Source organism: Amycolatopsis sp. NPDC001319, assembly GCF_042896185.1.
Taxonomy (GTDB): domain Bacteria; phylum Actinomycetota; class Actinomycetes; order Mycobacteriales; family Pseudonocardiaceae; genus Amycolatopsis.
On record NZ_JBIAWY010000005.1, the window covers coordinates 740,868 to 766,571 of the forward strand.

Here is a 25,704-nt window from a genome sequence, read left to right on the forward strand (position 1 = left end):
GATGGACGCTGAGGGCCGCGCCGAGGCCCGCGAGGAGGTCCGAGTGCCCGACTGGGATGGCCGTGGACTGCCGCCGGTCGCGCGGGCTCGCGTCGACCGGTTCGCTTCGTCCGGCCTGCGCACCTCACTGCTGAGCGTCCCCGGCGCGGTCGGCTCGGAGTTCGCCGGATTCACCCCCGTGGGGGAGGTCATGGGGTGCGTCGTGGAGCGCCTCGGCTGGACCTCCGGCTTCGGCATCACGCCGAACCAGCAGGCCGCCATCTACGCCGACGCGCTGCGGCAGGGCTACCGCATCGCGCTGGACCGGCTGCGGCTGGAGGCCGAGGCGATCGGTGCGGACGGCGTCCTCGGCATCACCACGTCCGTCACGCGGCTCGACGAGACCATGCAGGAGTTCGTGGCCCTCGGCTCCGCGGTGCGCGCCGAGACGTCGCAACGGCCGGGCCGCGTCTTCACCACCGAGCTGCCGGGCCAGGATGTCGGCAAGCTGATGCAGGCCGGCTGGGTGCCCGCGGCCGTCGCGATCGGCATCTCCGCGCACACCACGTTCGACTACAACATGCAGTACCAGACCACGATGTGGGCCGGGAACGTCGAGGTCGACGCCCACACCCGGCTCGTCACCGAGGTGCGGGCCGACGCGCGCAGCCAGTTCCGCAAGACCGTGCAGACCACCGGCGCCGACGGGGCGATCGTCTCGCGGATGTCGCTCGACACGTGGCAGCTGGGCGAGGTGGCCGTGGCCGGGGTGGCGAGCGTGTTCGGCACCGCCATCGCGCGTTTCCACAGCGGCAGCGCCGCGCCTACGTCCGCGCTCACCATCCTGCCGCTGAACCGAGTTTGAAGGAGGCCCTGTGACGACCACGGACCCCGCCGCGCAGCACATCCCCGAGGATGCGATGCGCCGGCTCGCCGAGATGCGGCCGGGCCAGGCGACGAGCCTGTTCACGTCCGACCTGAGCGTGAACGAGTTCCTGCTCGTGCGCGAGGCCGGCTTCCGCCCGCTGGGCCTGGTGCTCGGGTCGAGCATCTACCACGTCGGGTTCCAGATGGGGCGCTGGAGCAAGAACCAGGAGATGGATCGGCTGTCGGCCGCGATGTACCACGCGCGCGAGCTCGCGATGACGCGCATGGAGACCGAGGCCGACCTGCTGGGCGCCGACGGGATCGTGGCCGTGCGCCTGGAGATCGAGTTCAAGGAGTTCGGCAGCGACCTGGCGGAGTTCATCGCCGTCGGCACCGCGGTGAAGGCCGACGAACCCGGCCAGTGGCGCAACAACACCGGCAAGCCGTTCACGTCCGACCTGTCCGGCCAGGACTTCTGGACGCTCGTGCAGGCCGGGTACGCACCGCTGGGCATGGTGATGGGCACCTGCGTCTACCACATCGCGCACCAGCGGTTCCGCCAGGCGATGAGCAACATCGGGCAGAACGTGGAGATCCCGCAGTACACCGAGGCCCTCTACGACGCCCGTGAGCTCGCGATGTCACGCATGCAGGCCGAGGCCGAGCAGCTGCACGCCGAAGGCATCGTGGGGGTGCAACTCCTGTCACTGCCGCATCGATGGGGCGGGCACACGACGGAGTTCTTCGCCATCGGCACCGCCGTGAAGCCACTGCGCCCCGACCACCGCATCACCAAGCCGCAGCTCGTGCTGCCCCTCACCGACTGATGGCCGGGTTAGAGCTCGGCCCGGCCGGCGAGTTCCACCTCCTGGTGGCCGCGCTGCGCGCCGATCGCGCCGACGTCGAGTCCTACACGCGCGTGCTGTCCGAGACCCTCGGCGACGCCCTCCCCCCGGGCATGGTCGAGATCGACCGGCGGCGCAGCTTCGCTGACCGCGTGGCCGGGCGCCTCGGGCAGCCGGTGGAGGTGCGCGTGTCGACGCCGCACCAGCTGCTCGTGCTCACGGCCGGGCGGTCGGGCGGGGTCACGGGTGAGATTCGCCAGGTGGTGCGCGGGGTCGTGATCAGCCGCCGGGACACCGACGTCGAGGAATGGGTGACGGTGCTCGCCGAGGAGCTGCAGGCGCTGGCTTCGCGGGACGCGAAGGCGCGGGAAGCGTTGTCGCGGTTCCTCGGCAGCTGACTTTCTGGCCGGCGTGGTTGAACCGCCCGACCTTGACCCGCCTGGTTTGCCCGGTTAGACATCGGGGATGGACTGGACACTCGAGGTCGTCATCGTTCCCGTGTCCGATGTGGACCGCGCCAAGGCGTTCTACGCCGAGCAGTGCGGTTTCCACCTCGACCACGACACCGTGGTGGGGCCCGGCGCCCGCGTCGTGCAGCTGACTCCCCAGGGCTCCGGGTGCTCGATCGTCGTCGGCGAGGGTGTGGTGCCACCGATGCCGCCCGGCTCGCTCAAGGGCCTGCAGCTCGTGGTCGCCGATCTGCCGCGCGCCCGCGAGACGCTGCTCGCGGGCGGCGTCGACGTCAGCGAGATCCAGCTCCTCGGGCCCGACCCGGCCACGGGCCGGCCCGAGGACCTCGACAACATCGGCTTCTTCCACTTCTCCGACCCGGACGGCAACGCCTGGGCCGTGCAGCAGATCTCGGCGCGCGGCAAGAGCTAGTCCACCAGCGCGCCGCAGCTGATGTTGGCCGTCGCGGCGGTCATGGTGCGGGCGCGATCGGAGGCCACGAACGCGGCGACCGCGCCGACGTCCGCGAGCGTCGCGGGCCGGCCGAGCATCGTGGTCTTCGCGATCTCGTCCGTGACCAGGTCGGCGTGCGCGAAATCCGCGGGCAGCGATTCGGGCACGCCGCCGGACCTCAGAGTGACGGTGCGGACGCCGTAGCCGCCCAGCTCAGCGGCGAGCTGGCGGCGCATCGCCTCGAGCGCGGCGAACGCCACCTGCAGACCGCCGACCGGGTGCGTGCGCACCGGGTCCCCGTCGCCGCCGAAAACGAGCACGACGCCGCCGCCCTGGCGCTTCATGTGGCGGCCGGCCGCGCGCATGGTGAGAAACGTGGTGCGCACGGCGGTGACCACGGGCTGTTCGTAGTCGGCCAGGGACATCTCCAGCAACGGGGTGCCCTGCACGTCGCCGTGGGTGATGACGTTGACCGAGATGTCGAGGCTGCCTGCCGCGGCGACCACGGCGTCGGCGTGCTTGTCGACGGCCTGCCCGTCCAGGGCGTCGAGCTCCTCGACGTCGGCGCGCCCGCCCGTCGCGCGGATCTCGTCGGCCACCTTCTCGAGCTTCGCGCGCGTGCGGCCGGCCAGGAAGACGCGTGCGCCCTCCTCCGCGAACGCGCGCGCGATGGCGCCGCCGATCGCTCCGCCACCGCCGTAGACCACTGCGTTCTTGCCTTCGAGCAGCATGGGCTCTCCGTTCGTCGGGTTTCCGCTTCCACCCGTGCGTCGAACGAGGTGCTCAGGAATCGACAGGATCTCCGTCATTTCGGACGACGAGCACGATCCGGCGCCCGTGCAGCTCACCACGCTCCATCCGGCCGTGCGCGTCGGCGGCTTCGGCGAACGGCACCCGCTCCACGGCGCGCGGCCGCAGGCCACCGGCGGCAAACCGCTCGTTCAGAGCCGCCGCCGCGTCGGCCAGCTCGGCGGCGCTCGCGCGGGAGATGACGAACCCGACCACGGACTGGTCGTTCAGGTACAGCTCACCGGCGGGCAGCACCGGGCGGCTGCGCGGCCCCGCGAGCAGCACGATCCGGCCGCGGAAAGCCAGGTGCGCCACCGCGGTTTCGAGGTCGTTGGTGCCGGAGGTGTCCACGTAGAGGTCGATGCCGTCGGGCAGGTCGGTCCTGCGGTAGTCCAGCGCCACGTCGGCCCCGCGGGTCACGCAGTGGTCCAGATCCGCGGCCGACGCCGTGGCCACCACGCGCGCACCCGCCGCCGCGGCGAGCTCGATCAACGCGGTCCCGACGTTGCCACCACCCCCGACGACCAGCACGGTCTGCCCCGCGCGCAACCCGCCGTGCGTGAACAACGCCAGGTACGCCGTGGCCGCCGGGTGCACCACGGCGACGGCGTCGAACGGATCCACCCCGGCGGGCAGGCGGTACAGCCGATCCGCCGCCACGGCCACGCGCTCGGCCACCGCGCCCTGCCGGCCCCCGTGCCCGAGGCTGTTGCCCCACACCGTTTCCCCGGCCGCGAAGCCGTTCGCCGAATCCACGACGCGACCGACGAAATCGCGCCCCAGCACGAGCGGCCACGGCCCGGGCACCGGCCACATCCCGTTGCGCACGAACGTGTCCACGGGGTTCACACTGCCCGCGACGACGTCGACCAGCACCTCCCCGAGCGCCGGCACAGGATCGGGGAGCTCGCCGAAGCGGATCTCCTCGACCGGGCCGGGCTTCCCGACGAACGCAGCCTTCACTCAGGCGAAACTACCAGCGGTGAGGATCGCGTGGCCGTGTCGTTCTTTGGCTTCGAGGTAACGGTGGCCATCGAGCACTTACGCGCTGAACGCGCCCGCCGACCGTGAAGTCGCGACCCATGTTCAATAGCTGGTGTATCAGCGCTGCCGAGAATCTTTCGCGAGAACCGGGCATGTCATCGGTTGCTGGGTCCCGCAGTGGCCAACGACCACTTCACGACCTCGACGGCAGGCTCAAAGGTCACCAGCAGAGCGACGACGCTCGCCAGGGCCTCGCGGCTCGCGCAGCTGTGCAGATCCGCTGTGGACAGTCCGACCTGCGTTTCGTTCATCCAGCCCACGTACTTGCCATCACCACTCTGGGTGACGAGCACTGCCGTGGTCGGCGTTTTCGCGCCGGGCGTCTGCTTGACCAGATCGGTCGGCAGACCCGCTTCGTCGAGGTAGGAAACAATCGACATGGCCAGGTCGTCACCTCGACGGCACGGTCCACGTGACCGCCGGCGGACACCGCACGGCCCGCGACTCGAGAACCGAGCCGCGGGTTTTCCGTGTCTTACGGGCGGACCGCGCCCATGGGGTTCGGGATCGGCAGGCCGCCCGCGTCGACGACCGCGCGGCTGAGGGGTTCGGCCAGCTCCAGCACGCGGTCCACGGCGTCCGGGCCGAGGGCGTCGAGCGGGTCGGTGGCCAGGCGGTCGGTCATCTCCTCGACGTCGCGGCGGACGGCGGCGCCGCTCGCCGTGAGCCGGCCCGCGGAGTCGAGCAGGCCACGGGAGAGCAGGCGCGCCGTCGAGTCGTCCCACTCCTCGTCGGTCCAGCCGCGGGCGCGTTGGACGAGCTCTCGGGTCGTGGCGCCGGCGGCGATGTGGGTGAGGCTCGCGTCGAGGCCGGACAGCCCGGCGGAGACGCCGGCGAGCACGTGGCCGTCGCCGCGGTGTTCCCGCAGGGCGCAGGTGGCGAGCCAGAGGCGGGCCGGCGGCCGGTCGGGGCGTTCGGCCGACGCCCACGCGGCGGCGAGCGGACGGCCGTCGAACCGGCAGCCGGCGACGGCGCGTTCGAGCAGCTCGGCCAGCTCGGTGAGTTCGGCGTCCGGCGGCAGCAACCGCGTCAAAGCGGCTTCCACGGCGAGAATCCGGCTCTGCAGCACGTCTTCCGGCTTCGCGAACGTCCACGCGTCGGGCAGGGCGCGCGCGACCATCCCCGGTGCGAAGCCGTAGAACATCGACGTGACCGGTCCCGGTCCGATCGGGCCCAGCGGCGCCGCGCGGCCCGCGAAATAGCCCATCCACCAGCCGCGCAGGCCCACTTCCTTCGCCGCCGCAGCGGGCTCGGGCGCGAAGTAGACGACGGCGTGCAGCGGCTCCAGCGCGACCCAGAACCGCCTGGCCAGGCTCGAATTCGGCTCCATGACGATCAGCGTACGCACGAAGAAGGCCCCTCCACCTGATGAGTGGAGGGGCCTTCCGTGGCGCAGGGGTCAGGCGAGCTCGAGCCCGTAGGACTGCAGCTCGAGGGTGAGCGGGTAGAAGTAGCTGGTCACGGTGTCGCCGCCGGACAGCGTGCCGAGGCCCTTCGAGCCGTCGTACGCCGGGCCGCCCGAGTCACCGTGGTCGGTGTGCGCGGTGGTGCCGAACTCGTGGTTGAGCACGCCCACGTCGAAGTTCACGGACTCGTCGACCGAGGTGACCTCGCCGCTGCCGCCGCCGGTGGTCTGGCCCTGCTTCTGGATCTGCTCGCCGACGGTCGGCGTGCCGGCGCTGCTGATGGTCTGGCCGGTGTTGATGGCGCCGTCACCCGAGCCGTTCGGGCGGGTCAGCAGACCGGAGTCCGCACCGGGGCAGTCGCTCTCCACCACGCGGGCCCCGGAGACGTCGCCGCCCGACCAGGTGCCGCCCTCGTTGGTGCAGTGGCCCGCGGTGAGCATCATCGGCTCGCCGCCCCGGGTGACGTTGAAGCCCAGCGAGCAGGTGAACTGGCCGTTGTTGATCGAGTCGCCGTCGGCGATGTAGGTCGACAGCTTGCCGGCGCGGTGCTCGATGCGGGCGGAGTCGCCCAGCTTCGCGGCGGCCGCGGTGACCTTGTCGACGGTGGTCTTCGAGGCGGCGTCGTAGATCTTCACGACGACCTGATTGTTCTTGGTGTCGATGCCCCACGCGGTCTGCGGCACGTTCTTCACGGCGTCGAGCGAGTTCTTCGCGTTGGTCAGCGCGGCGAAGCTGTGCTTCACCAGCTTCGTGGCGAAGCCGGCGGCCTCGGCCTTCTGCTGGGCGGCCGCGTCGGTGACGTTGACGATGGCCTTGCCGTTGTCGAGGTAGATGCCACCACCCGACAGTCCGAGGCTGTCGACGACCTGCGTCGCCTGGGTGATGGCCTGGGCCTGCATCTGCGCGAAGGCGAGCGGGCTGGCCGAAGCGGCGTTCACGCAAAGGCCGGCGGTGAGCGCCGCCGCCGAGAACACGGTGAAACCGGCGACGAACGTTTTCCGGGAAGTCATCGAATCTTCCTCCAGTTGAGCTGGACGGATCCTGCGCGAACGGCTCGCGCGACCACGGTGGGACTCCCCACACTTTTGTTGCCAGGCAACCAACGCACCACCGACGAAGGTTGGTTAATAACCAATTCATCCGGGCAAATCGGACTGTCCGCACCCGTTCGGCGCAGGTGCGCTAGGCCGAACAGCCGTGCGACCGCACCGTTCACTGGGATGGGTTACCCGCCGGGTGCCACGAGGCAATCGCGGAGCGGGGCTTCCGGTTAAGGTCGGCGCGTGCCCGACACCGAGCTGAGCCACGCGTTCACCGTGGCCGCACCGCCCGCGGACGTCGTCGCCCACCTCGCGGAGCCGGCGAACTACGTCGGTTTGTCGCCGCTGGTGGTCCAGGTGCGCGATGTCGCGAGGGAAGAGGGGCTGACGCGGTACACCGCGGTGGAGCGGTTCCGCTTCTTCGGATTCCTGCGGCACGACAACCCGATCGTCGTCACGCTCCGCACCACCGGCTCGACGGCGGTGCACGGCGACGTCATGTCGCCCGGCGGCGTGCGGATGGGTTACCGGTTCGACCTCGAGCCCGACGGCGGCGGCACGCGCGTCACCGACACGCTGCGGCTGCACGCGCCGCCGGGCCTGCTTCGTTTCGCCGCTTCACGGGCCCGCGCGGTGCAACTCGCCCGCGCGGGCGTCCTCGCCGAGCGGCTCGGCTGAGTCCACAAAGGGCTCACTTCGCGGCGGAAGTGCCTTCCGGCCACTGGACGTGCTCTTCGTAGCCGGCGTGCTTGCGCAGGAACGCCGCGATGAACGGGCAAACCGGCACGATCACGCCACCGTTGGCCACGACGTCGTCGAGCGCGTACGTGGCCAGCGTGGTGCCGAGGCCGCGGCCGCCGAAGGCCTTGTCGATCTCGGTGTGGGTGAACACCGTCTGGTCGCCGCGCACGAGGTACTGCGTGAAGCCGGCCAGCTGGCCGTCCGCGTACACCTCGTAGCGGTGCTTCTCGTCGTTGCGGACCACGCGGGTCTCGTCGCTCATTCGTCGCTCCTCAAAGTCCGGGCATTCAGGTGAACGCCGGACAGCCTGCCGTACTTCCGGATGTCCCCGTGATCTTCACCGAAGAATGACGCCGCGGCGCGGGAAACGACCCACAGGTGATCCGGGCTGGGCCGCCCGGGCGACACGGTGCGGGCGATCGGGTGGAACGCCCGTGCGGACCTTCCGGGGCCCCGGGCGCGTTTGGTTGATTCTCTGGGTCGGTGACCACCACTGGGAAGGCCAGGACCGCGCTGTGCAGCCGTTCGCTCTGCCCGAGTTCTACATGCCCTACCCGGCCCGGCTGAACCCGCACCTGGACGGTGCGCGGGAGCACAGCAAGGCGTGGGCGTACACGATGGACATGATCGATGTCCCCCAGCACGGCACCGTGATCTGGGACGAGCACGACTTCGATTCCCACGACTACGCGCTGCTCTGCGCCTACACCCACCCGGACGCCGGCGCCACGGAGCTCGACCTCATCACCGACTGGTACGTGTGGGTCTTCTACTTCGACGACCACTTCCTGGAGCTGTTCAAGCGCACCGGCGACATCGACAGCGCCCGCGCCTACCTCGACCGGATCGCCCTGTTCATGCCGGTCACGGGCGCCATCACGGCGACCGCGGAGAACCCCGTCGAGCGCGGTCTCGAGGACCTGTGGAACCGCACCGTGCCGCACCGCTCGGAGGGCTGGCGACGCCGCTTCGTCGAAAGCACGCGCAACCTGCTGGACGAGTCGTTGTGGGAACTGGCCAACATCAACGAGGGCCGCGTCTCCAACCCCATCGAGTACATCGAAATGCGCCGCAAGGTCGGCGGCGCGCCCTGGTCCGCGAACCTCATCGAGCACTCGGTGCACGCGGAGGTCCCCGACGCCATCGCCGCCTCCCGTCCCATGGAAGTCCTGCGCGACTGCTTCGCCGACGCCGTCCACCTCCGCAACGACCTGTTCTCGTACCAGCGCGAGGTCGAAGACGAAGGCGAGCTCTCCAACGGCGTGCTGGTGTTCGAGAAGTTCCTCGGCTGCACCACCCAGGAAGCCGCCGACGCCGTCAACGACCTCCTGACTTCCCGGCTGCACCAGTTCGAACACACCGCCCTCACCGAGGTCCCGGCTCTCTTCGACGAGCACGCCGTCGATCCGTCCGGCCGCGCCGAGACCTTCGCCTACGTCAAGGGCCTCCAGGACTGGCAGTCCGGCGGCCACGAATGGCACCTGCGCTCCAGCCGCTACATGAACGAAGGCGCCCTCGACTCCCGCGGCGGCCCCGAGTTGCTGGGCGGCCCCACCGGCCTGGGCACCTCGGCCGCCCGCATCTTCTCTTCCCTGGTGGCGACCGCTCCCCAGCGCCTGCGCTCCTTCTCCCACCAGCCGCACGAGACCGTCGGCCCCTACGTCCGGCCCGAGATCTACCTGCCGTTCGAGCTCCGCCTCAGCCCCCACCTCGCCACCGCCCGCGACCACCTCGCCACCTGGTGCACCTCCATGGGCTTCCTCGACGGCGTCGTCTGGGACGACCACAAGATGCGCGCCATGGACCTCCCCCTGTGCTCCGCCGGCATCCACCCGGACGCCTCCCCCGAGCAACTCGACCTCACCAGCGCCTGGCTGGCCTGGGGCACTTATGGCGACGACTACTACCCCGTGGTCTTCGGCGCTCCCCGGAACCTCGGCGGCGCAAAGGCGGCGACGGAGCGCTTCAAACTCTTCATGCCGCTTGCGGACGAACCCATGCCCACTCCGGAGAGCCCGCTGGAGACCGGCCTCGCCGACCTATGGCTGCGGACAGCGGGCCCGATGAGCCCGGAGTCGCGCCGCGCGTTCCGCAAGTCGGTGGTCGACATGTGCGAAAGCTGGCTTTGGGAACTGGCAAACCAGGCCGAGAACCGCATTCCCGATCCGATTGACTACGTCGAGATGCGCCGGAAGACCTTCGGCTCGGACCTGACCATGAGCCTGTCCCGGATCTCTCACGGCCGGCTGGTTCCACCGGAGATCTACCGAACCCGGACGATCCAGGCCATCGAGCACTCCGCCATGGATTATGCCTGCCTGCTTAATGATGTCTTCTCGTACAAGAAGGAAATTCAGTACGAGGGCGAGCTTCACAACTCAGTACTGGTGGTCCGCAACTTCCTCGATGTGGATGAGCAGACGGCATTCGAAATCGTCAACGACCTGATGACGGCCCGCATGAAGGAATTCGAACACGCCGTCAACGTGGGATTACCGGGCTTGTTCTCGGACTTCTCCCTCGACGACGACGTCCGCGCCGCACTGACGGCCTACACGGACGAACTGAAGGACTGGATGGCAGGCATCTTGAACTGGCACGAGGGCTGCGCCAGGTACACAGAGGAGGAAATCCGCCGCCGCCCAGGCATTCCAGCAGAAGCCGCCCCTGCCACCCCAACCTTCTCGACGGGCCCGACAGGACTGGGCACGGGCGCACTGCGCATCTCTTCCATCCTCCCCGCCGCCAGATAACCCACCAAGACCAACCACCTACCACTCAACCACCCACTGTCGGCCACCCAAACCCACCCACACGGGAGACAGCGGGTCTACCCAACCCAAGACCCTCTCAACCAACCCCCCCGACCCTTCCCCGGCCGGCCCCCGACGAAGGTGAACCAACACGGCTCGGGGTAGCTTGTCAAGGTACTCTTTCCCGCCTTGACAAGCTACCCCGAGCCGTCGTGACAATTGAACTTCGGGGAGTTAATCGCAACCAATCTTTTGATCTTTAAAGAGAAAGACAAAAGATTAAAAGACATGAGCATGGCTAGCCCCCGCTGCGCTCAATGGTTCTACGGGACTTGCTTTGTGTCAAGGCTGGAAAGAGTACCTTGACACAAAGCAAGTCCCGTAGAAGAAGGTGCTTCGCCGGGGGCCGGCCGGGGGAAGGTTAGCCGGGGATATCGACGGCTTTGTTGGGCGGTTGGGTTGGGAGTCGTGTCTGCCGATCGGTGACCATTGGGTAGATGGTTGGCCGGTTCGCCGATGAGCCCAGTAGATGGCTGAGCCGCGTGACGGTGGAAAGGTGACCATTGCGTAGATGATTGGCCGGTTCGCCGATGCGTGTGGTGGGTGGTTGAGCTGCGTAACAGTGTTGAGGCGGCCGTTGGGTAGGTGGTTGAGCCGGTGAGCCCGGCGAGCTGTGTGGTGGCCGAGCTGCGGCGAGGACCCCACCCAGGCAGAGATCAACCCGATCAGGGTGCAACCCACCACTCCTCCGGGCGTTTTCGCCCTCATCAGGTGATACTCGAAGCGTGAGAGGCTTGAACCTGCACTTCCTCGGCCACGCGACGACGCGAGTGGAGATCGGTGGACGGGTGGTGCTGACGGACCCGGTGCTCACCAAACGTGTCGGGCCGTTGACGCGAGTGGTTCCGCTGCCCGATTCGTCGGCCTGGGCGGAAGTGGACACCGTCCTCATCTCTCACCTGCACGGCGACCACCTGCATCTCCCCTCACTCAGGTTGCTCAGCGAGGCCCGGATCGTCGTCCCGAGGGGTGCGGGCGCGTGGCTCGAGAAACACGGCGTCCGCAACGTCGAAGAAATCGCCCCCGGAGAAGCCGTCCAGGACGGCGACCTCCGCATCACCGCGACGGAGGCCGTCCACTCCGGCCACCGCTGGGGACCGCGGCTCACTCACGGACCGCAGAGCCCGGCGCTCGGCCACCTCCTCGAAGCTGACGGCACCAGGGTCTACTCGGCTGGAGACACCGACCTCTTCGAAGGCATGAAGCAGCTCGGCCCCGTAGACGTCGCTCTCCTCCCCGTGTGGGGCTGGGGCCCCAACCTCGGCCCCGGGCACCTCACGCCCGAGCGGGCCGCCGTCGCCGCCGGACTACTCAAAGCCGCGGCGGTCGTTCCAGTCCACTGGGGGACGTTGGCCGTCCCCGGGATCCACCTGACGAAGCAGATGAAGAAGCTCCTCGTGGAACCGCCGGAAATCTTCGCCGAGCACGTGGTGGAAGCGGGCTTGCCGACGGACGTCCTGATCACGCGGCCCGGTGCCGAAGTGACCTTGCCCGCCCCCGAGGAACGGGCGTGAACTGGTCGGACCCGTCGGCGATCGGCTACCCGGCGCTGTTCGGCGGGGTGCTGCTGGGGTCGGTCATCCCGATCGTGCCGACGGGAGCGCTCGTGGGGGCGGCGGCGGCCGTCGCGACGACGACGGATCACCTGTCGCTCCCGCTGGTCATCGTGCTGGCGATCGCGGGGGCGTACCTCGGGGACGTGTTGACGTTCGCCGTGCCCCGGCTCGGGAGCGAGCCCCTGCTGCGCTGGGTGGAGAAGCGCCAGCAGGCCGAGCGGCTGGCGAAGGGCCGGGAGCAGTTCGCGCGCCGGGGCTGGCAGCTGGTGGTGATCGGGAGGCTGGTGCCGGCCGGGCGCATCCCGGTGTTGCTGGCCGCCGGGACGCTGGGATACCCGTGGCGCAAGCTGCTGCCGGCGGGGCTCGTGGCCTGCGTGTTGTGGGCCGTTGCCTATTCTCTGCTCGGCATCGTGAGCGGCGGCATCTTCGATTCGCCGTTGATCGCGACGCTGCTGGCCACGGTGCTCGTGCTGCTGGTGACCGTGTTGTTGACGGTGATCAGCAAGCTGCGCGCGAGGGCGGCCGAACGGACTGGAGGACATCAGTGACGACACCCGCTCCGTCGAAGGGGCGCCTGCTGGGCGGCGGCCGGGTCGTCGCCCGCGTGGTGCTGGTGTGGGCCGCGGTGACGGGCGCGTTGCGGCTGCTCGACATGTGGCTCGACGGGTTCAGCATGCAGTCGTGGTGGCAGCCCACCGTGTGCGCGCTGATTCTCGGGCTGCTCACGTCCGTGGTGTGGCCGTGGGTCGTGCGGGTCGCGTGGCCGATCGCGTACTTCACGCTCGGCGTGGGCACGTACCTGCTGCTGGGCGCGGCGACGTTGGCGATCCTGCAGGCCGTGCCGGGCGTCGAGCTGTCCGGGTTCGGGACGGCGGTGATCATCACGGTGGTGATGTCGGCCGTCGGCGCGCTGATCTCGAGCGCGCTCGCCGTGGACGAGGACGAGATCTTCTTCCGCCGGGCCGCCCGCCGGCGGCGCAAGCACGCGCCCGGTGAAGACCTGGCCGAGGAGCCGCCCGGCGTCGTGTTCCTGCAGATCGACGGGCTGGGCTACGACACCGTGCGCCGCGCCGTGCGGGACGGGGACATGCCGACGTTCGCCGCGTGGCTGTCCGAGGGCACGCATTCACTCACGCGCTGGCACACCGACTGGAGCTCGCAGACCGGCGCCAGCGTGTGCGGAATTCTGCACGGCTCCAACCACGACATCCTCGGGTTCCGCTGGTACGAGAAGGACCGCGACCACGTGATGGCGTGCGCGCACCCGAGCGACGCGGCCGAGATCGAGCGCCGCCACACCAACGGGCAGGGCCTGCTCGCGGGCGACGGCGCCAGCCACGGCAACCTGTTCTCCGGTGACGCCGAGCACGTGAGCCTCACGATGAGCTCCATCCCGGTCCTGGTGCCGCGCAAGGTCCGCGGCCCGCGCCACGACTCCGTCGGCGCCGGCTACCGCACGTACTTCGCGAACCCCGTCAACGTGCTGCGGACGTTCGGGGTGGCCCTCATCGACGTGTTCCGCGAGCTGTCCGCGGCCGCCAAGCAGCGTCGCGCCGGCGTGGTTCCGCGGATCCCGCGCGGCGGCTTCTACCCGCTCGCGCGCCCGGGCACCACGGTGATCGCGCGCGACGTGGTCGTCTCCGCGATCATCGGCGACATGCTGGCGGGCCGGCCGGTGGTGTACGCGGACTTCCTCGGCTACGACGAGGTCGCGCACCACTCCGGCATCGAGCGGTTCGACACGCTGGAGGTGCTGCGCTCCATCGACCAGCAGTTCGCGCGCCTGCTGCGCACGAGTCGCATCGCGCCGCGGCGCTACCACATCGTCGGGCTGTCGGACCACGGTCAGACCCAGGGCCAGGCCTTCGTCGACCGCTTCGGCGAGACGATGGAAGCCCTGGTCGGACGCCTGTGCGGCGGCGCACCCGTGGCCGAGCACGGCAAGCGCCGGCAGGCCGAGAGCTGGCAGGTCAACGCGGCGCTCGCCGAGGCGACGAACACCGGCGGCCTGATCGCGCGCCGGCTGCGCTCGCGCGTCGAGGACGCCGAGTGCGCCGAGAACCGGCCGCGCACCACGAGCGGCTCGCCCGGCGAGGTCACGCGCGTGGCGCCCGGCGTGGTCTGCGTGGTGTCCGGGCACCTGGCGATGGTGTCGTTCACCGAGCACGAGGGCCGCGTGAACCTGGAGACGATCGAGCGCGAGTACCCGGACCTGCTGCCGACGCTGGTCGACCACGACGGCGTCGGGTTCATGCTGGTGCACAGCTCGGAGTTCGGCCCCGTCGTCCTCGGCCGCGACGGCCTGAAGCGCCTGGCAACGGGCGTTGTCATCGGCGAGGACCCGCTGGCGGACTACGGCCCGTACGCCGACGAGCTGGTGAAGCGCGTCGACACGTTCCCGCACTGCGCGGACATCATGATCAACAGCCGCTACGACCCGGAGTCGGACCAGTCGTCGCCGTTCGAACGGCACGTCGGCTCCCACGGCGCCCTCGGCGGCCCGCAGCAGCGCGGCTTCATCCTGCACCCGCGCTCGTTCCCGGCGCCCGGCGAACCCGTCGGGGCGGAGGCGGTGCACCACGTTTTCAAGGACTGGCTGACGTTCCTGGGCCACGGTGAGCCCGCTGCGGCTACGCCGGTCGAGGTTTCGGAGGTGGCTTCATGATCGTGTACGGCGCGAGCTGGTGCCCGGACGTCAAGCGCAGCCGCGCGCTGCTCGACTCCCGCGGCGTGGCGTACGACTACGTGGACGTCGAGGCGGACCCCGCCGCCGAGGCCCTGGTGCGCTCGCTTCAGGACGGCGCGCGCCGCATCCCCACCATCGTCTTCGCCGACGGCACCCACCTGGTGGAACCCTCGGACACCGAACTCTCGGCGCGCCTGTGATCCTGCTGGACCTGCCCCTGGGCACCCGGGTCGTCGTCCGCTACCGCGTCGAGGGCGGCTTCACCGACGCCCTCGGCGAGCTGCGGGCCCGCGATTCTTCGTCCTGCACCGTGGAAACGAAGCGGGGCCTCGTGGTGGTGCCCCTGTCCGACGTCGTCGCGGCGAAGCCGGTGCCGCCTGCCCCGGCACGCCGCCGCCCGAAATCGAGCGGCCCGCCACCCGGGGATTCGTGACGGTCGGTGCCCTTACCCGGCGCAGCACCGAAAACGCCCAAGCCCTGAATCAGCGCTCGCGGGCGACGGCCGCCTCGATGCCGTCCAGCAGGAGATCCAAACCCGACTCCAGGCTCAGCCGGGCCTCCCGTTCGAGGTAAGGCTCATCCGACGGAACCGGCGGCTGCTCCGAACCCAGCTGCCCCACCAGCGGGTACCGCGAAACCAAGTCCGGCACCAGCTCCCCCAGCACCGCCGCCCGTGCGGACCACCAGTCCTCTTCGGACAGTCCCGTCTCGCGCGAGGCCTGGCGGGACTCGGCGGCGATCTGGACCGAGCCACGGACCGTGCTCAGCAACGCGCCCACGATCCACCGCACCCGGGCCGCGGGCAGGCCGGTCGCGAAGAGGACCCGCAGTACGAGCTGCTGCATCCGGAACTCCCCCGGCCCCAGCACCGGCCGGGCATACGAAACCTGCAGCAGCCACGGATGCCGCAGGTGGAAGTCCCAGAGCTCGCGCGCCAGGGCGACGATCGCGGGGCGCCAGCCGCCGGACAGGTCGTGGTCGTCGCGCAGCTCGGTGAGCGTGTGGTCGTACATGAGGTCGATGAGCTCGGACTTGCCCGGCACGTAGGTGTACAGCGCCATCGCCGTGCGGCCGAGTCGCTCGCCGACCGCGCGCATGGACAGCGCGGCCATGCCCGAGGCGTCGGCGATCTCCACGGCCGCCGCGACGATGGCGTCCACGCTCAGCCCGGGCTTGGGGCCGGGCCCGCCGCCGCGGGGTGCGACGTCCTTGCGCCACAGGAGCTCCATCGAGCGGCGGGCGTCCCCTTGCCCGGCGAAGACGACCACGAAGGAACCCCCTGTGAAGGCGACTCCTTACAGTATAAAGGGTCAGAAGCCGAGCGCGGTGACCGTCAGCACGTACTTGCCCTGCAGCAGCTCACCGCGCATCTCCGGCGTGATGGCGTTCGACGTGTCGGTGTAGGTGCCCGGCGAAGCGGTCTGCACGGCGTACACGAAGTTGCTCACGCTCGGGTCCACGACGAGGCTGATCGTCGGCGTGAGCGTGGGCGAGAAGCGGTTCACGGCGCGCACGTACGTGAAGACCGAGCGCACGACGGTGTCGGCCGCGGCCGAGTCGGTCGTGCAGCCCGTGGCGGGTGCGGCAGGCAGGCCGGCGGTGGCGTCGTTGAATGCCGTCGCCACCGGGTTCGCCGTCGCGTTCGGGTTGGCGCCCATCTCGGCGACGATGGCCTCGACGCGGGAATCCAGCTTGGCCACGACGTCACCGACCGCCGCGCACCGCAGCGGCGACGGCGGGATCGGCGCGATGGACGCCGAGGCGGGCACGGCGGCCGCCCCGAGGAGGGCCGGCGCGGCGATCAGCACGGACACGAGACGGCGGAGCGACACGACGGGTTTCCCTTCCCCGGCAACCAGGACGAGTCACCCTAGCCAGCACCGCGCCGACCACGACATTCCCCGGTCGGGCGTCACACCACCGTGTGGCGCCCGACCGGTTCCACAATGGACAACACAACGGATTGGAACTACCCCGCCAGCTCGATCGCCAGTGCGGGACAGATCTGCGCCGCCTCCCGGACCTGGTCGTGCAGCTCCTCGGGCGGGTTCTCATCCAGCAGCACGACGATGCCGTCGTCCTCGCGCTGGTCGAACACCTCCGGCGCCGCGAGCACGCACTGGCCCGCCCCCACGCACCGGTCCTGGTCGATGACCACCTTCATCTCAACAGTCCTTTCGCGGGAGTTTCACCAGGTCACGGGCAGCGAGTGCACGCCGTAGACCAGCATGTCGTGCTTGAAGTCCAGCTCCGCCAACGGGGCCGCCAGTTTCAGCGTCGGGATCCGCCGGTAGAGCGTGCTGTAGACCACCTGCAGCTCGACGCGCGCGAGCGGCTGGCCGAGGCACTGGTGCACGCCGTAGCCGAACGCCACGTGGTGGCGGGCCTTGCGGGTGACGTCGAGCTTGTCCGGGTCGGGGAAGGCGTCGGCGTCGCGGTTCGCGGTGTCCGAAGCGGCGATGAGGCCGTCACCCTTGCGGATCTGCCGGCCGGCGATCTCCATGTCCTCCAACGCGACGCGCCGGCGTCCCGTGTGGACGATCGTGAGGTAGCGCAGCAGCTCCTCCACGGCGTTGGCGATCAGCGGTGCGTCACCGTCGCGCACGAGGTCGAGCTGGTCCGGGTGTTCCAGCAACGCCACGGTGCCGAGCGCGATCATGTTGGCCGTGGTCTCGTGGCCGGCCACGAGCAGGAGCTGGCCCATCGCGGCGACGTCGTCGGCCGTCATGGCCCCGGCGGCCACCTGCTCGGTCGCGAGGCGGCTCAGCACGTCGTCGCCCGGGTCCTTCAGCTTCTGCTCCACCAGCCGGCTGAGGTAGGCCAGCAGTTCCTCGATCGCGTCCAGCGACTGCTGCGGCGTGGCCTCCTGCGAGATCAGCACCTTGCTGAGGCGGTGGAACAGCGCGCGGTCTTCATACGGCACACCGAGCAGCTCGCAGATCACCAACGACGGCAACGGAAGTGCGAAGGCCTGCACGAGGTCCGCGGGCTTCGAGCCGGCCAGCATGTCGTCGATCAGCTCGTCGACGATCTTCTGGATCCGCGGGCGCAGGCGCTCCACCTTCTTGACCATGAAGTCGGCGGTGAGCATCCGGCGCTGGGAAGCGTGGTCGGGGTCGTCCATGCTGATGAACGCCTTGGCGCGCTTGCGCCGGGCCGCGACGCCCGGCGACTGCGGCGGGTAACCCGGCAGGTCGGTGTTGGCGCTGACGCGCGAGTCGCGAAGCAGCGCGCGGACGTCTTCGTAGCGCGTGAACAGCCACGGCTCGCTGCCGTCCCAGATCCGGACGCGGGACACCGGCTCGTCGTGCAGCCGCCGTTCGAGCTCGGGCGGCGGGTCGAACGGGCAGCGCCCGCGCGACATCGGGAACTCGGGCTCAGGGGCGGCGGACACGGCCGGCGACGAGGACGAGAGGGCCTCCGTCATCGAAAATCCCTCCTACGGAGAGTTACCAAACGATTGTTCGGATACTTACTGAACACATGTTAGGCAATCTGGTGGAGAGTTGGCCAGCTTCGTGGACAAGATCACCGGGACGGCCGAGAGCAGCCGGGTGGAAACGGGAGAAAACGCCCGTGGCTCAGGCGAAAACGAGCGAAACGAGCTCGTCGACGAACGGCAGGACGGAGTCGGCGCCGCCCCGCGCGGGCGAGTTGTGGAACAGCGCCACGCGGCCGTGGGCGCCGACGAAGGCGATCACGCCGGCCCGCTCGGGCGGCACTCTGAGCGAGAAACCCGCGGCGTCGCAGCGCGCGAAGCCGGTCGTGAGCAGTTCGATGAGGTCGGGCAACGGCCCCTGCGGGTACGCGTCGGGCGTCGCGCGAGTGGCGCCGTTGGCCATCATCAGCCGGTGGTGGCCGGGGTTGTCCATGGCGAAGCGGCAGTACGCGTGGATCAGCGCGCGCACGCGGCCGACGACGTCGTCCGGGTCCTCGCTCGCCTCGGCCGCCTCCATCGCGGCGCGCAGCCGCGCGAACTCGTAGTCGAGCAAGCCCGCGACGAGGGCGGAGCGGTCCGTGAAGTGCTGGTAGATGCTGGCGGGCGCGATGCCGACCGCGCGGGCGACGCCGCGGATCGTCAGGCCGTCTTCACCGCCGAGCTCGGACAGCAGGCGGCTGGCCGCGTCGAGGATCTCCCCGCGCAGCCGATCACCCTCGCCCCACCTGTTGCGGGTGCGTCCGGCGCTGACCTCGACTTCTTCCGGCACGTGCCCATTCTTACCGCTTGACCTGCCCGAGCGTCGGATGGGCCGCCTCGTTTCGTCGTCGACCCGTCATCTGCGGTTCACCCCGGCAGGCCGGACATCTCGATATTTTTTTCCTGGTGGACGAGCAGGAGTGGCTGGACGACTTCCAGCGGCGTGTGGACGAGATGCGCGCGAAAAGCGTTGCGCTGCAAGAAAAGCTCACCGAGGCCGAGGGCAAGGCCCGTTCGTCGGACGGACTGGTCACGGTCACCGTCACCCCCAACGGCGCGCTGAAGAACCTGCACATCGACGACCGGGCGCTGCGTTCGTCCGGCGGCGCCCAGCTCACCGCCGCCATCATGGAGACCTACGGCAAGGCCCAGCGGCAGGTGTCGCGCGAGGTCGCCGACGCGCTCGAGCCGCTGGCCGGCGGCACCGAGATGATGGACGTGGTCCGGTCCTTCCTGCCTGCCCCGGAGCCCGAGGAGGACGAGCCGCAGGACGCGCCGCGTCAGCCCGGTGAGCCCGAGGCCGAGGACCGCACTCCGCCGCCGCCCGTGCCGCCGCGGATGCCGCCGGCCGGGGGTATGCCGCCCGGGCGGCCTGGAATGCCGCCGCAGGCGCCTCCGCCGCCTGTGCCGCCGCGGATGCCTCCGCCGCCCGTTCCGCCGGCGCCGCAGTCGGGTCCGCCCGCACCGCCGCAGCCGCGGCCGGACCAGCAGCCGAGGCCGCAGTCGGGCCCGCACCGCCGCCGTATGGACGGCGACGACGACGAGATGCAGCCGTGGTGACGAGGGAGATGCGCTGATGGACGGGTACACCGTCGAGCCCGACGTGCTGACGACGTACGCGAGTGGTCTGGACGAGCGCGGCGGCAAGGTGACGGCCGCGGCCAACCGCATCCAGGAGGTCAACGGCGGCGACATCAACGCGTTCGGCGTGGTCGTCGGCCAGGTGCTGGGGATCCCGACGCGCATCGCGCTCGGTGTGCTGCACGACCAGGTCAACGGCGCCGCGAAGGCGATCACGGACCAGGCCAACAACACTCGCACGGCCGCGGACCAGTACCGCACCACGGAAACCAACCACGCGCAGGCCATCACGACAGCGGGGACCCCGACGTGACCACGACGTTCGACCCGAACGCCAAGCCCGACTTCGGTGCCGGGGTGGTGATCACCGACTCCAACAAGTTCTCCGGCGCGGGTTTCCTCGACTCGTACTCGTTCCTCATCAAGAGCTGCGAAGACATGAAGACCGCCGACGACTCCGACAAGGCGGCCCTGGGCGTCTCGATCGGGCTCGGTGTGGTGGCTTCGGCCGTGGACACGGTGAAGTTCGCGCTCAACCCGCTGGGCAGCCTGATCTCCGCGGGGCTCGGCTGGCTGATCGAGCACGTGAGCTTCCTGCGCGAGCCGCTCGACATGCTGATGGGCGACCCGGACCAGATCCAGCTGCTGAGCCAGGAAGTGCACACGATCGCCGAGACCATCCGGCAGATCGGCGAGGACCAGAAGTCCTCTTTGGACGGTGCGGTCAAGGACTGGCAGGGCAACGCCGCCGACACGTTCCGGCAGCGCATGCAGGAGCTCGCCGCCGACCTGGACAGCAAGGCCCACGGCACCGACATCGTGGCGTACCTGATCCAGACGAACATGGCCATCATCGCCGCCGTGCGCGGTCTGTTCCGCGACCTCATCACCACGGTCCTCGGCGACATGATCTCCACGATGCTCATCGCCCTGGCGGCGGCCATCCCGACGTTCGGCGCGTCCATCGTCGCGGGCGTCGGCTGGTGCGTCACGCAGGCGACGCTTACCGCCACCTCCCTCGGCGCGAAGCTCGCCGCGGTCGTCGCGCAGGCCACCCGCTCCGCCGCGCGCATCGGCAACATCGTCAAGGGCCTCAAAACCCGCCCCGGCGCCGGCGGCGCCGCCGGCGGCAGCGCGGCCCACGCCGGCGACGACATCCCCATGACCCCGACCCCGGCCCGCGGCGGCTCCGGCGGCGGCGCGGGCTCCTCGGGCGCCGGCTCTTCCGGTGCGCACAGCGGCGACGATGCGGCCACTCCCCCGCCGGTGCCGCCGAAGGATGACGTGCCTCCGCCCGCGGGTGGTTCAGGTTCGGGCTCGGGCAGCGGCTCTGGTTCTGGCTCGGGCAGCGGCTCTGGTTCAGGTTCGGGCAGCGGCTCTGGTTCTGGTTCGGGCAGCGGCTCTGGTTCTGGCTCGGGCTCCCACTCCGGCGACGACGCCGCCACACCTCCGCCGCCGAAGGACGTGCCCCCGCCCCCGGGTGGCAGCGGTTCGGGTTCTGGCAGCGGTTCGGGTTCTGGCAGCGGTTCTGGCTCCGGCTCGGGCACCCACTCGGGCGACGACGCCGCCACACCGCCTCCCGCCAGCCACGCCGGCGACGACGTGCCCCCGCCCGCGGGTGGCAGCGGTTCGGGCTCGGGGAGCGGCTCTGGTTCCGGCAGCGGTTCTGGCTCGGGCACCCACTCCGGTGACGACGCCGCCACACCTCCGCCCCCGACCCACAGCGGCGACGACGCCGCGACCCCACCCCCGGCCTCCCACTCCGGCGACGACGTCCCACCCCCAGTCCCACCGAAGGACGACGTCCCACCGCCCGCCGGCAGCAGTGGCTCCGGTTCTGGCAGCGGCACCCACTCCGGCGACGAAGCCGCCACACCTCCTCCCGCCAGCCACGCGGGCGACGACGTGCCGCCTCCGGTTCCGCCGAAGGACGACGTTCCCCCACCGGCAACCCACACCGACGATGCGGCCACTCCCCCGCCCGCTTCGCACGCCGGCGACGACGTGCCGCCACCCGTACCCCCGAAGGACGACGTCCCGCCCCCGGCAACCCACGCCGGCGACGACACCGCCACGCCGCCTCCGGCCAGCCACGCCGGCGACGACGCGCCGCCTCCGGTTCCGCCCAAGGACGACGCCCCGCCGCCCGCAACCCACGCCGGCGACGACACCGCGACACCGCCTCCGGCCAGCCACGCCGGCGACGACGCCGCCACGCCGCCGCCCGCAAGCCACGCCGGCGACGACACCGCCACGCCGCCGCCCGCAAGCCACGCCGGCGACGACACCGCGACACCGCCTCCGGCCAGCCACGCCGGCGACGACGCCGCCACGCCGCCGCCCGCAAGCCACGCGGGCGACGACGCTCCACCGCCCGTCCCACCCAAGGACGACGTTCCCCCGCCGGCGACCCATGCCGGTGACGACGCCGCCACGCCGCCGCCCGCAAGCCACAGCGGCGACGACGCGGCGACCCCGCCGCCGAGCAGCCACGCGGGCGACGACGCCCGACCGCCCGTGCCCCCGAAGGACGACGTCCCGCCGCCGGCAACCCACGGCGACGACGCAGCCACCCCGCCCCCGGCCTCGCACGCCGGTGACGACGCCCCGCCGCCCGTCCCACCCAAGGACGACGCTCCCCCGCCGGGGACCCACTCCGACGACGCCTCCTCCGACGCCGGGACTCACGGCAGTCACCACGGCGACGACGCCGCCTCCGACGCCGGGACTCACGGCAGTCACCACGGCGACGACGCGGCCTCGGACAGCAGCCACGGCGGCACCCAAGGCAGCCACCACGGCGACGACGGCACACCTCCAGGCAGCAGCCACCACGGTGACGACGGCACCCCGCCGGCCAGTCACCACGGCGACGACGCCGCCACACCCCCGGCCAACCAGCCGCCGAAGACGCCGTGGACCAAGGCTCACGAGGACTGGCTGAAGCAGCACCAGCCGGACGCCTACGCCAAGTACAAGTACCTCGAGAACCAGCTGAAGGCGAACCACCCGCAGGCCTTCTCGATCCTCAAGCAGTGGGTCGCCGACTCCGACAGCGCCAAGGAAATGTGGGCGTGGCCGGTCAAGGGCGGCCAGGAGATCATGAAGCAGATGCTCGACATCCAGAAAACAGCCGAAACCGGCTGGGCCAACGCCAACACCGGCGGCGGCGACCAGCCCCCAGCAGACGGCGGCCACTAGCCCGCCACGAAAACCACCGCGCCCCTGGCAGCCAACAAGGCGACCAGGGGCGCGGTGCTTCACCCACACACCAACAAAAGCGTGCCGACGCGCCCGCGCTGCTTGGCGCTCGCTCCTCGGCAGACCACCGAGCCGCCGACACGCGCCCCACGGCCGGACACCGCTGCCGGAGCAACCGACCGAAACGACCAGCGGCCAAGGAAAATTCGACGCCCGACAAGCAGCCACCGGCGAAGTCACCGAAACCACCGCGCCCCCGGCAGCCCACAAGGCCACCAGGGGTGCAGCGCTTTGCCCACACACCAAGAAAACCAGGTGAGCCACCTGGCCAGGCCGCTCGGCGCTTCGCCCCTCGGCAGACCACCGAGCCGCCAAGACGGCCCCGCGGCCGGCGACCGCCACTAGGGCAACTGCCCCGCAGCGGCCAACGAAAAGCCGGTCCCTCACAAGCAGCGATCACCGAAACCGGCTGGGCCAACGCCAACGCCAACACCGGCAGCGGCGACCAGCCCCAGCAGACGGCGGCCACTAGCCCGCCACCGAAAACCACCGCGCTCCTGGCAGCCAACAAGGCCGCCAGGGGCACGGTGCTTCACCGAACCAGCCAAAGGCGACCGTCAGGAAACCAGCTGCGGGTACTGCCCCGCGATGTCTCCCGACAGGCTGGCCCGCACGGTGCGGCTGATGTCGTCCGCGACGATTTCGAAGTCGCCCTTCTCGAGGCCGTCCAGGGCGAGCGCGGCGATGGCCGCGGGGGCCGACTTGGGGGCCGTGATGTCTGCCGCCATGTCCGTGTCCATGTAGCCGACGTGCAGGGCCGACACGAGGGTGCCCTGGTCGTGGAGGGCGAGGCGCAGGCCGTTGGTCAGCTGGAGGCCCGCCGCTTTGCCCGCGGAGTAGGCGTTGACGTGGGGCGCGGTGAACCACGACAGCACCGAGAGGATGTTCAGGATCGCGCCACCGCCGTTGCGGGCCAGCACGGGGGCGAAGGCGCGCGCCGTCTGCAGCGGGCCGAAGTAGTGCGTCTCCATCTCGAGGCGGACGTCGTCGAGGGAACCGTCGAGAAATGAGGCTCCCGTGGAGACGCCGGCGTTGTTGATCAGCAGCGTCACGTCGCCGGCGGCTGCCGCGGCGGCCTGGATCGAGGCCGGGTCGGTGACGTCGACCGCGAGCGGCACGACACTCGGCAGGTCAACTGACTCCGGACGGCGCACCGCGGCGTAGACCTTCGCCGCCCCGCGCTCCAGCAGAGCGGCGGCCAGCTCCCGGCCCAGCCCACGGTTCGCGCCCGTCACCAGTGCGACAGAACCCTTGATCTCCATCAAAACCAACTCCCAACACACCTGACTTGTTATCTGCAAGCTAGCCGTCACCGACAGTACGGAGTAAACTTGCTTCAAGCAAGCCAGCACGGGAGGAAACCATGGGCCGAAGGTCAAGCTGGGAAGGCACGCCCTGCCCCATCGCCCGCGGCGCGGACGTGCTCGGCGAGCCGTGGACGCTGGTGATCCTGCGCGAAGCCCACGCGGGCACCACGCGCTTCGACGAGTTCCGCACCACCCTCGGCATCGCGGACAACGTGCTGTCCTCACGGCTCGCGCGGATGGTCGAGATCGGCCTGATGGCGCGCGTCCCGTATCGCGACGGCGGCCGCACCCGCGACGAATACCGCCTCACCCAGGCCGGCGCCGACACGCTGCCGGTGATCCACGCGCTGGGCGCCTGGGGCGACACGTACACGCACTCCCCCGCGCCGGGTGAGCCGATGCAACTGGTCCACACCCCGTGCGGCGAGCTCACCCGCCCCGGCGAGAAGTGCGACCACTGCGGCGGCGACGTGCACCGAACCGAGCTCCGCCGGTTCACCAAGGACACGCACGAGCAGGTGCCGCTGGCCCAACCCGTCGCCTGAGTCAACCCGTGGATGGTGTTGGTAAATCACCACTTTCCGGACAGTACGAAAGTCGGGTCACAAACAGGGCTTGATTGCCTAGATTCGGTGCAGCGCGCGCAAATCAGGCAAAACTCCCCTCACCCACCCGAGGAGCTTTCCGATGTCGAGGAAGTTCTTGCTGTCCGGCGCCATCGCGCTGGCCGTCGCCGCCGCCCCGCTCGTCGGCGGCACGGCCACCGCCGCCACGGCCGCCACCGACCAGGCCGCGGCCGTCACCACGGTGTACTACAGCACCTCCGGCGCGCCGACTTTCCGCGCGGCGATCAACGCCGGCGCGGCCAACTGGAACCGCTCGGTCACCAACGTCAAGCTGGCCGAACGCTCCTCGGGCGCCTCGCTGCGCTACGTCGAGGGCAACGACCCGCGCGGCTCCTACGCCCAGAGCGACGGCCACGGCACCGGCACCGTCTTCATCGACTACGCCCAGGCGCGCCAGTACGACAACACCCGCATCGCCGCCCACGAGACCGGCCACGTGCTCGGCCTGCCCGACCACTACTCCGGCCCGTGCTCCGAGCTGATGTCGGGCGGCGGCCCCGGCCCGTCCTGCACCAACGCCAACCCCAACGCGCAGGAACGCTCCCGCGTGAACTCCCTGTGGGCCAACGGTTTCCGCACGCTGGGCGCCGGCGGACCGCAGCAGCGCATCTACGAGACGCTGCCAGTCCTCACCCACTGACCCTGCCTGCTTCAAGCACCCCAAATGTGGCGTTGGGGGGGGGCCCCCCCCCCCCCCCCCCAATGGGGGGGGCCCCCCCCCCCCACCCCCCCATTGGGGGGGGGACAAGGGGGGCAACAGCCCGGCGCGCGGCCCGGGCCCGGGGGGGGGCCGCCCCCCCCCCCCCCCCGGGCCGTGGCGCGGGGGAACACCCCCCCCCCCC

Annotated in this window: 28 protein-coding genes; 16 read left to right on the forward strand and 12 right to left on the reverse strand. The window is 70.6% G+C overall.

Annotated features, from left to right (window positions below; genetic code table 11):
• Positions 1-43: 43 nt before the first annotated feature.
• The 4 genes from ACFY1H_RS22640 (at position 44) to ACFY1H_RS22655 (ending at position 2,573) form a co-directional block, all read left to right on the forward strand.
• Positions 44-844 (forward strand): heavy metal-binding domain-containing protein, encoded by an 801-nt coding sequence (locus ACFY1H_RS22640; RefSeq protein ID WP_386949131.1) that lies wholly within the window; start codon positions 44-46, stop codon positions 842-844.
• A 10-nt stretch (positions 845-854) separates the two neighbouring features.
• Positions 855-1,673: a heavy metal-binding domain-containing protein gene (locus ACFY1H_RS22645; RefSeq protein WP_366578735.1), complete on the forward strand. Its 819-nt coding sequence runs from the start codon at positions 855-857 to the stop codon at positions 1,671-1,673.
• Positions 1,673-2,089: a hypothetical protein gene (locus ACFY1H_RS22650; protein ID WP_386949134.1), complete on the forward strand. Its 417-nt coding sequence runs from the start codon at positions 1,673-1,675 to the stop codon at positions 2,087-2,089. Before ACFY1H_RS22645 ends, ACFY1H_RS22650 begins: the two co-directional genes overlap by 1 nt.
• Before the next feature lie 67 nt (positions 2,090-2,156).
• Complete coding sequence (locus ACFY1H_RS22655) at positions 2,157-2,573, forward strand: VOC family protein (protein WP_386949137.1); 417 nt, start codon at positions 2,157-2,159, stop codon at positions 2,571-2,573.
• On the opposite strand, the gene ACFY1H_RS22660 is transcribed toward ACFY1H_RS22655, so the two are convergent.
• The 5 genes from ACFY1H_RS22660 to ACFY1H_RS22680 all read right to left on the reverse strand — a co-directional run bounded on the left by ACFY1H_RS22660 (position 2,570) and on the right by ACFY1H_RS22680 (position 6,843).
• Positions 2,570-3,325 carry an SDR family oxidoreductase gene (locus ACFY1H_RS22660; protein ID WP_366584357.1) on the reverse strand — a complete coding sequence of 252 codons (756 nt, stop codon included), beginning with the start codon at positions 3,323-3,325 and terminating at the stop codon, positions 2,570-2,572. The two genes, ACFY1H_RS22655 and ACFY1H_RS22660, sit on opposite strands and share 4 nt — an antisense overlap.
• A gap of 52 nt (positions 3,326-3,377) precedes the next feature.
• Complete coding sequence (locus ACFY1H_RS22665) at positions 3,378-4,346, reverse strand: zinc-binding dehydrogenase (protein WP_366584358.1); 969 nt, start codon at positions 4,344-4,346, stop codon at positions 3,378-3,380.
• A 176-nt stretch (positions 4,347-4,522) separates the two neighbouring features.
• The gene (locus tag ACFY1H_RS22670) at positions 4,523-4,807 is read right to left on the reverse strand and encodes a hypothetical protein (RefSeq protein ID WP_386949141.1); all 285 of its coding nucleotides are present in this window, start codon (positions 4,805-4,807) and stop codon (positions 4,523-4,525) included.
• Between the two features lie 95 nt (positions 4,808-4,902).
• Positions 4,903-5,757 (reverse strand): hypothetical protein, encoded by an 855-nt coding sequence (locus tag ACFY1H_RS22675; protein ID WP_366584362.1) that lies wholly within the window; start codon positions 5,755-5,757, stop codon positions 4,903-4,905.
• Between the two features lie 69 nt (positions 5,758-5,826).
• Positions 5,827-6,843 (reverse strand): S1 family peptidase, encoded by a 1,017-nt coding sequence (locus ACFY1H_RS22680; RefSeq protein WP_386949144.1) that lies wholly within the window; start codon positions 6,841-6,843, stop codon positions 5,827-5,829.
• A 273-nt stretch (positions 6,844-7,116) separates the two neighbouring features.
• Between ACFY1H_RS22680 and ACFY1H_RS22685 the strand changes: the two genes are divergently transcribed.
• Positions 7,117-7,551 carry an SRPBCC family protein gene (locus ACFY1H_RS22685; protein WP_386949147.1) on the forward strand — a complete coding sequence of 145 codons (435 nt, stop codon included), beginning with the start codon at positions 7,117-7,119 and terminating at the stop codon, positions 7,549-7,551.
• Positions 7,552-7,564: 13 nt separating this feature from the next.
• Here ACFY1H_RS22685 and ACFY1H_RS22690 read toward each other — a convergent pair whose 3' ends face one another.
• The gene (locus ACFY1H_RS22690) at positions 7,565-7,876 is read right to left on the reverse strand and encodes a GNAT family N-acetyltransferase (protein ID WP_386949150.1); all 312 of its coding nucleotides are present in this window, start codon (positions 7,874-7,876) and stop codon (positions 7,565-7,567) included.
• A gap of 253 nt (positions 7,877-8,129) precedes the next feature.
• Here ACFY1H_RS22690 and ACFY1H_RS22695 point away from each other — a divergent pair, with 253 nt between their 5' ends.
• The 6 genes from ACFY1H_RS22695 (at position 8,130) to ACFY1H_RS22720 (ending at position 15,102) form a co-directional block, all read left to right on the forward strand.
• Positions 8,130-10,367: a germacradienol/geosmin synthase gene (locus ACFY1H_RS22695; RefSeq protein ID WP_386949153.1), complete on the forward strand. Its 2,238-nt coding sequence runs from the start codon at positions 8,130-8,132 to the stop codon at positions 10,365-10,367.
• 785 nt (positions 10,368-11,152) lie between these two features.
• Complete coding sequence (locus ACFY1H_RS22700) at positions 11,153-11,941, forward strand: MBL fold metallo-hydrolase (protein ID WP_386949156.1); 789 nt, start codon at positions 11,153-11,155, stop codon at positions 11,939-11,941.
• Entirely contained in the window at positions 11,938-12,531 is a 594-nt protein-coding gene (locus ACFY1H_RS22705) for a VTT domain-containing protein (RefSeq protein ID WP_366584372.1), read from the forward strand. Before ACFY1H_RS22700 ends, ACFY1H_RS22705 begins: the two co-directional genes overlap by 4 nt.
• Complete coding sequence (locus tag ACFY1H_RS22710; RefSeq protein WP_386949160.1) at positions 12,528-14,648, forward strand: phage holin family protein; 2,121 nt, start codon at positions 12,528-12,530, stop codon at positions 14,646-14,648. The genes ACFY1H_RS22705 and ACFY1H_RS22710 overlap by 4 nt, the downstream gene beginning before the upstream one ends.
• The gene (locus ACFY1H_RS22715; protein ID WP_366584376.1) at positions 14,645-14,869 is read left to right on the forward strand and encodes a glutaredoxin domain-containing protein; all 225 of its coding nucleotides are present in this window, start codon (positions 14,645-14,647) and stop codon (positions 14,867-14,869) included. Before ACFY1H_RS22710 ends, ACFY1H_RS22715 begins: the two co-directional genes overlap by 4 nt.
• Positions 14,866-15,102 (forward strand): ferrous iron transport protein A, encoded by a 237-nt coding sequence (locus ACFY1H_RS22720; protein ID WP_386949163.1) that lies wholly within the window; start codon positions 14,866-14,868, stop codon positions 15,100-15,102. Before ACFY1H_RS22715 ends, ACFY1H_RS22720 begins: the two co-directional genes overlap by 4 nt.
• Before the next feature lie 49 nt (positions 15,103-15,151).
• Here the strand turns inward: ACFY1H_RS22720 and ACFY1H_RS22725 are convergent, their stop codons facing one another.
• From ACFY1H_RS22725 to ACFY1H_RS22745, 5 genes are all read right to left on the reverse strand, one after another.
• A complete protein-coding gene (locus tag ACFY1H_RS22725) occupies positions 15,152-15,937 on the reverse strand; it encodes a TetR/AcrR family transcriptional regulator C-terminal domain-containing protein (RefSeq protein ID WP_386949166.1) in 786 nt (261 codons plus the stop codon).
• 42 nt (positions 15,938-15,979) lie between these two features.
• Complete coding sequence (locus tag ACFY1H_RS22730; protein ID WP_386949169.1) at positions 15,980-16,501, reverse strand: hypothetical protein; 522 nt, start codon at positions 16,499-16,501, stop codon at positions 15,980-15,982.
• Between the two features lie 137 nt (positions 16,502-16,638).
• The gene (locus ACFY1H_RS22735) at positions 16,639-16,833 is read right to left on the reverse strand and encodes a ferredoxin (RefSeq protein ID WP_285970096.1); all 195 of its coding nucleotides are present in this window, start codon (positions 16,831-16,833) and stop codon (positions 16,639-16,641) included.
• A gap of 24 nt (positions 16,834-16,857) precedes the next feature.
• Positions 16,858-18,096 (reverse strand): cytochrome P450, encoded by a 1,239-nt coding sequence (locus tag ACFY1H_RS22740; protein ID WP_386949173.1) that lies wholly within the window; start codon positions 18,094-18,096, stop codon positions 16,858-16,860.
• A 154-nt stretch (positions 18,097-18,250) separates the two neighbouring features.
• Complete coding sequence (locus tag ACFY1H_RS22745) at positions 18,251-18,877, reverse strand: TetR/AcrR family transcriptional regulator (RefSeq protein WP_366584388.1); 627 nt, start codon at positions 18,875-18,877, stop codon at positions 18,251-18,253.
• A 116-nt stretch (positions 18,878-18,993) separates the two neighbouring features.
• Between ACFY1H_RS22745 and ACFY1H_RS22750 the strand changes: the two genes are divergently transcribed.
• From ACFY1H_RS22750 to ACFY1H_RS22760, 3 genes are read left to right on the forward strand one after another with little or no spacing between them, the layout of a single operon-like run.
• Positions 18,994-19,647, forward strand: coding sequence for a YbaB/EbfC family nucleoid-associated protein (locus tag ACFY1H_RS22750; RefSeq protein WP_386949176.1), 654 nt, complete (start codon positions 18,994-18,996; stop codon positions 19,645-19,647).
• A gap of 16 nt (positions 19,648-19,663) precedes the next feature.
• On the forward strand, positions 19,664-19,981 hold the full coding sequence (locus tag ACFY1H_RS22755; protein WP_386949179.1) for a hypothetical protein: 318 nt from the start codon (positions 19,664-19,666) through the stop codon (positions 19,979-19,981).
• Positions 19,978-22,869: a hypothetical protein gene (locus tag ACFY1H_RS22760; RefSeq protein WP_386949182.1), complete on the forward strand. Its 2,892-nt coding sequence runs from the start codon at positions 19,978-19,980 to the stop codon at positions 22,867-22,869. Before ACFY1H_RS22755 ends, ACFY1H_RS22760 begins: the two co-directional genes overlap by 4 nt.
• A 617-nt stretch (positions 22,870-23,486) precedes the next feature.
• On the opposite strand, the gene ACFY1H_RS22765 is transcribed toward ACFY1H_RS22760, so the two are convergent.
• Positions 23,487-24,191: an SDR family oxidoreductase gene (locus ACFY1H_RS22765; RefSeq protein ID WP_386949185.1), complete on the reverse strand. Its 705-nt coding sequence runs from the start codon at positions 24,189-24,191 to the stop codon at positions 23,487-23,489.
• A 101-nt stretch (positions 24,192-24,292) separates the two neighbouring features.
• Here ACFY1H_RS22765 and ACFY1H_RS22770 point away from each other — a divergent pair, with 101 nt between their 5' ends.
• Complete coding sequence (locus ACFY1H_RS22770; protein WP_386949188.1) at positions 24,293-24,781, forward strand: winged helix-turn-helix transcriptional regulator; 489 nt, start codon at positions 24,293-24,295, stop codon at positions 24,779-24,781.
• Between the two features lie 142 nt (positions 24,782-24,923).
• Positions 24,924-25,502: a snapalysin family zinc-dependent metalloprotease gene (locus ACFY1H_RS22775; protein WP_366584400.1), complete on the forward strand. Its 579-nt coding sequence runs from the start codon at positions 24,924-24,926 to the stop codon at positions 25,500-25,502.
• The last annotated feature ends 202 nt before the right edge of the window (positions 25,503-25,704 follow it).

Bases quoted from the DNA above. Each gene is read 5' to 3' on its own strand.
- ACFY1H_RS22650 (WP_386949134.1), top strand. From the start codon at position 1,673: ATGGCCGGGTTAGAGCTCGGCCCGGCCGGCGAGTTCCACCTCCTGGTG.
- ACFY1H_RS22655 (WP_386949137.1), top strand. From the start codon at position 2,157: ATGGACTGGACACTCGAGGTCGTCATCGTTCCCGTGTCCGATGTGGAC.
- ACFY1H_RS22660 (WP_366584357.1), bottom strand. From the start codon at position 3,325: ATGCTGCTCGAAGGCAAGAACGCAGTGGTCTACGGCGGTGGCGGAGCG.
- ACFY1H_RS22670 (WP_386949141.1), bottom strand. From the start codon at position 4,807: ATGTCGATTGTTTCCTACCTCGACGAAGCGGGTCTGCCGACCGATCTG.
- ACFY1H_RS22675 (WP_366584362.1), bottom strand. From the start codon at position 5,757: ATGGAGCCGAATTCGAGCCTGGCCAGGCGGTTCTGGGTCGCGCTGGAG.
- ACFY1H_RS22680 (WP_386949144.1), bottom strand. From the start codon at position 6,843: ATGACTTCCCGGAAAACGTTCGTCGCCGGTTTCACCGTGTTCTCGGCG.
- ACFY1H_RS22690 (WP_386949150.1), bottom strand. From the start codon at position 7,876: ATGAGCGACGAGACCCGCGTGGTCCGCAACGACGAGAAGCACCGCTAC.
- ACFY1H_RS22715 (WP_366584376.1), top strand. From the start codon at position 14,645: ATGATCGTGTACGGCGCGAGCTGGTGCCCGGACGTCAAGCGCAGCCGC.
- ACFY1H_RS22735 (WP_285970096.1), bottom strand. From the start codon at position 16,833: ATGAAGGTGGTCATCGACCAGGACCGGTGCGTGGGGGCGGGCCAGTGC.
- ACFY1H_RS22740 (WP_386949173.1), bottom strand. From the start codon at position 18,096: ATGACGGAGGCCCTCTCGTCCTCGTCGCCGGCCGTGTCCGCCGCCCCT.
- ACFY1H_RS22755 (WP_386949179.1), top strand. From the start codon at position 19,664: ATGGACGGGTACACCGTCGAGCCCGACGTGCTGACGACGTACGCGAGT.
- ACFY1H_RS22765 (WP_386949185.1), bottom strand. From the start codon at position 24,191: ATGGAGATCAAGGGTTCTGTCGCACTGGTGACGGGCGCGAACCGTGGG.
- ACFY1H_RS22770 (WP_386949188.1), top strand. From the start codon at position 24,293: ATGGGCCGAAGGTCAAGCTGGGAAGGCACGCCCTGCCCCATCGCCCGC.
- ACFY1H_RS22775 (WP_366584400.1), top strand. From the start codon at position 24,924: ATGTCGAGGAAGTTCTTGCTGTCCGGCGCCATCGCGCTGGCCGTCGCC.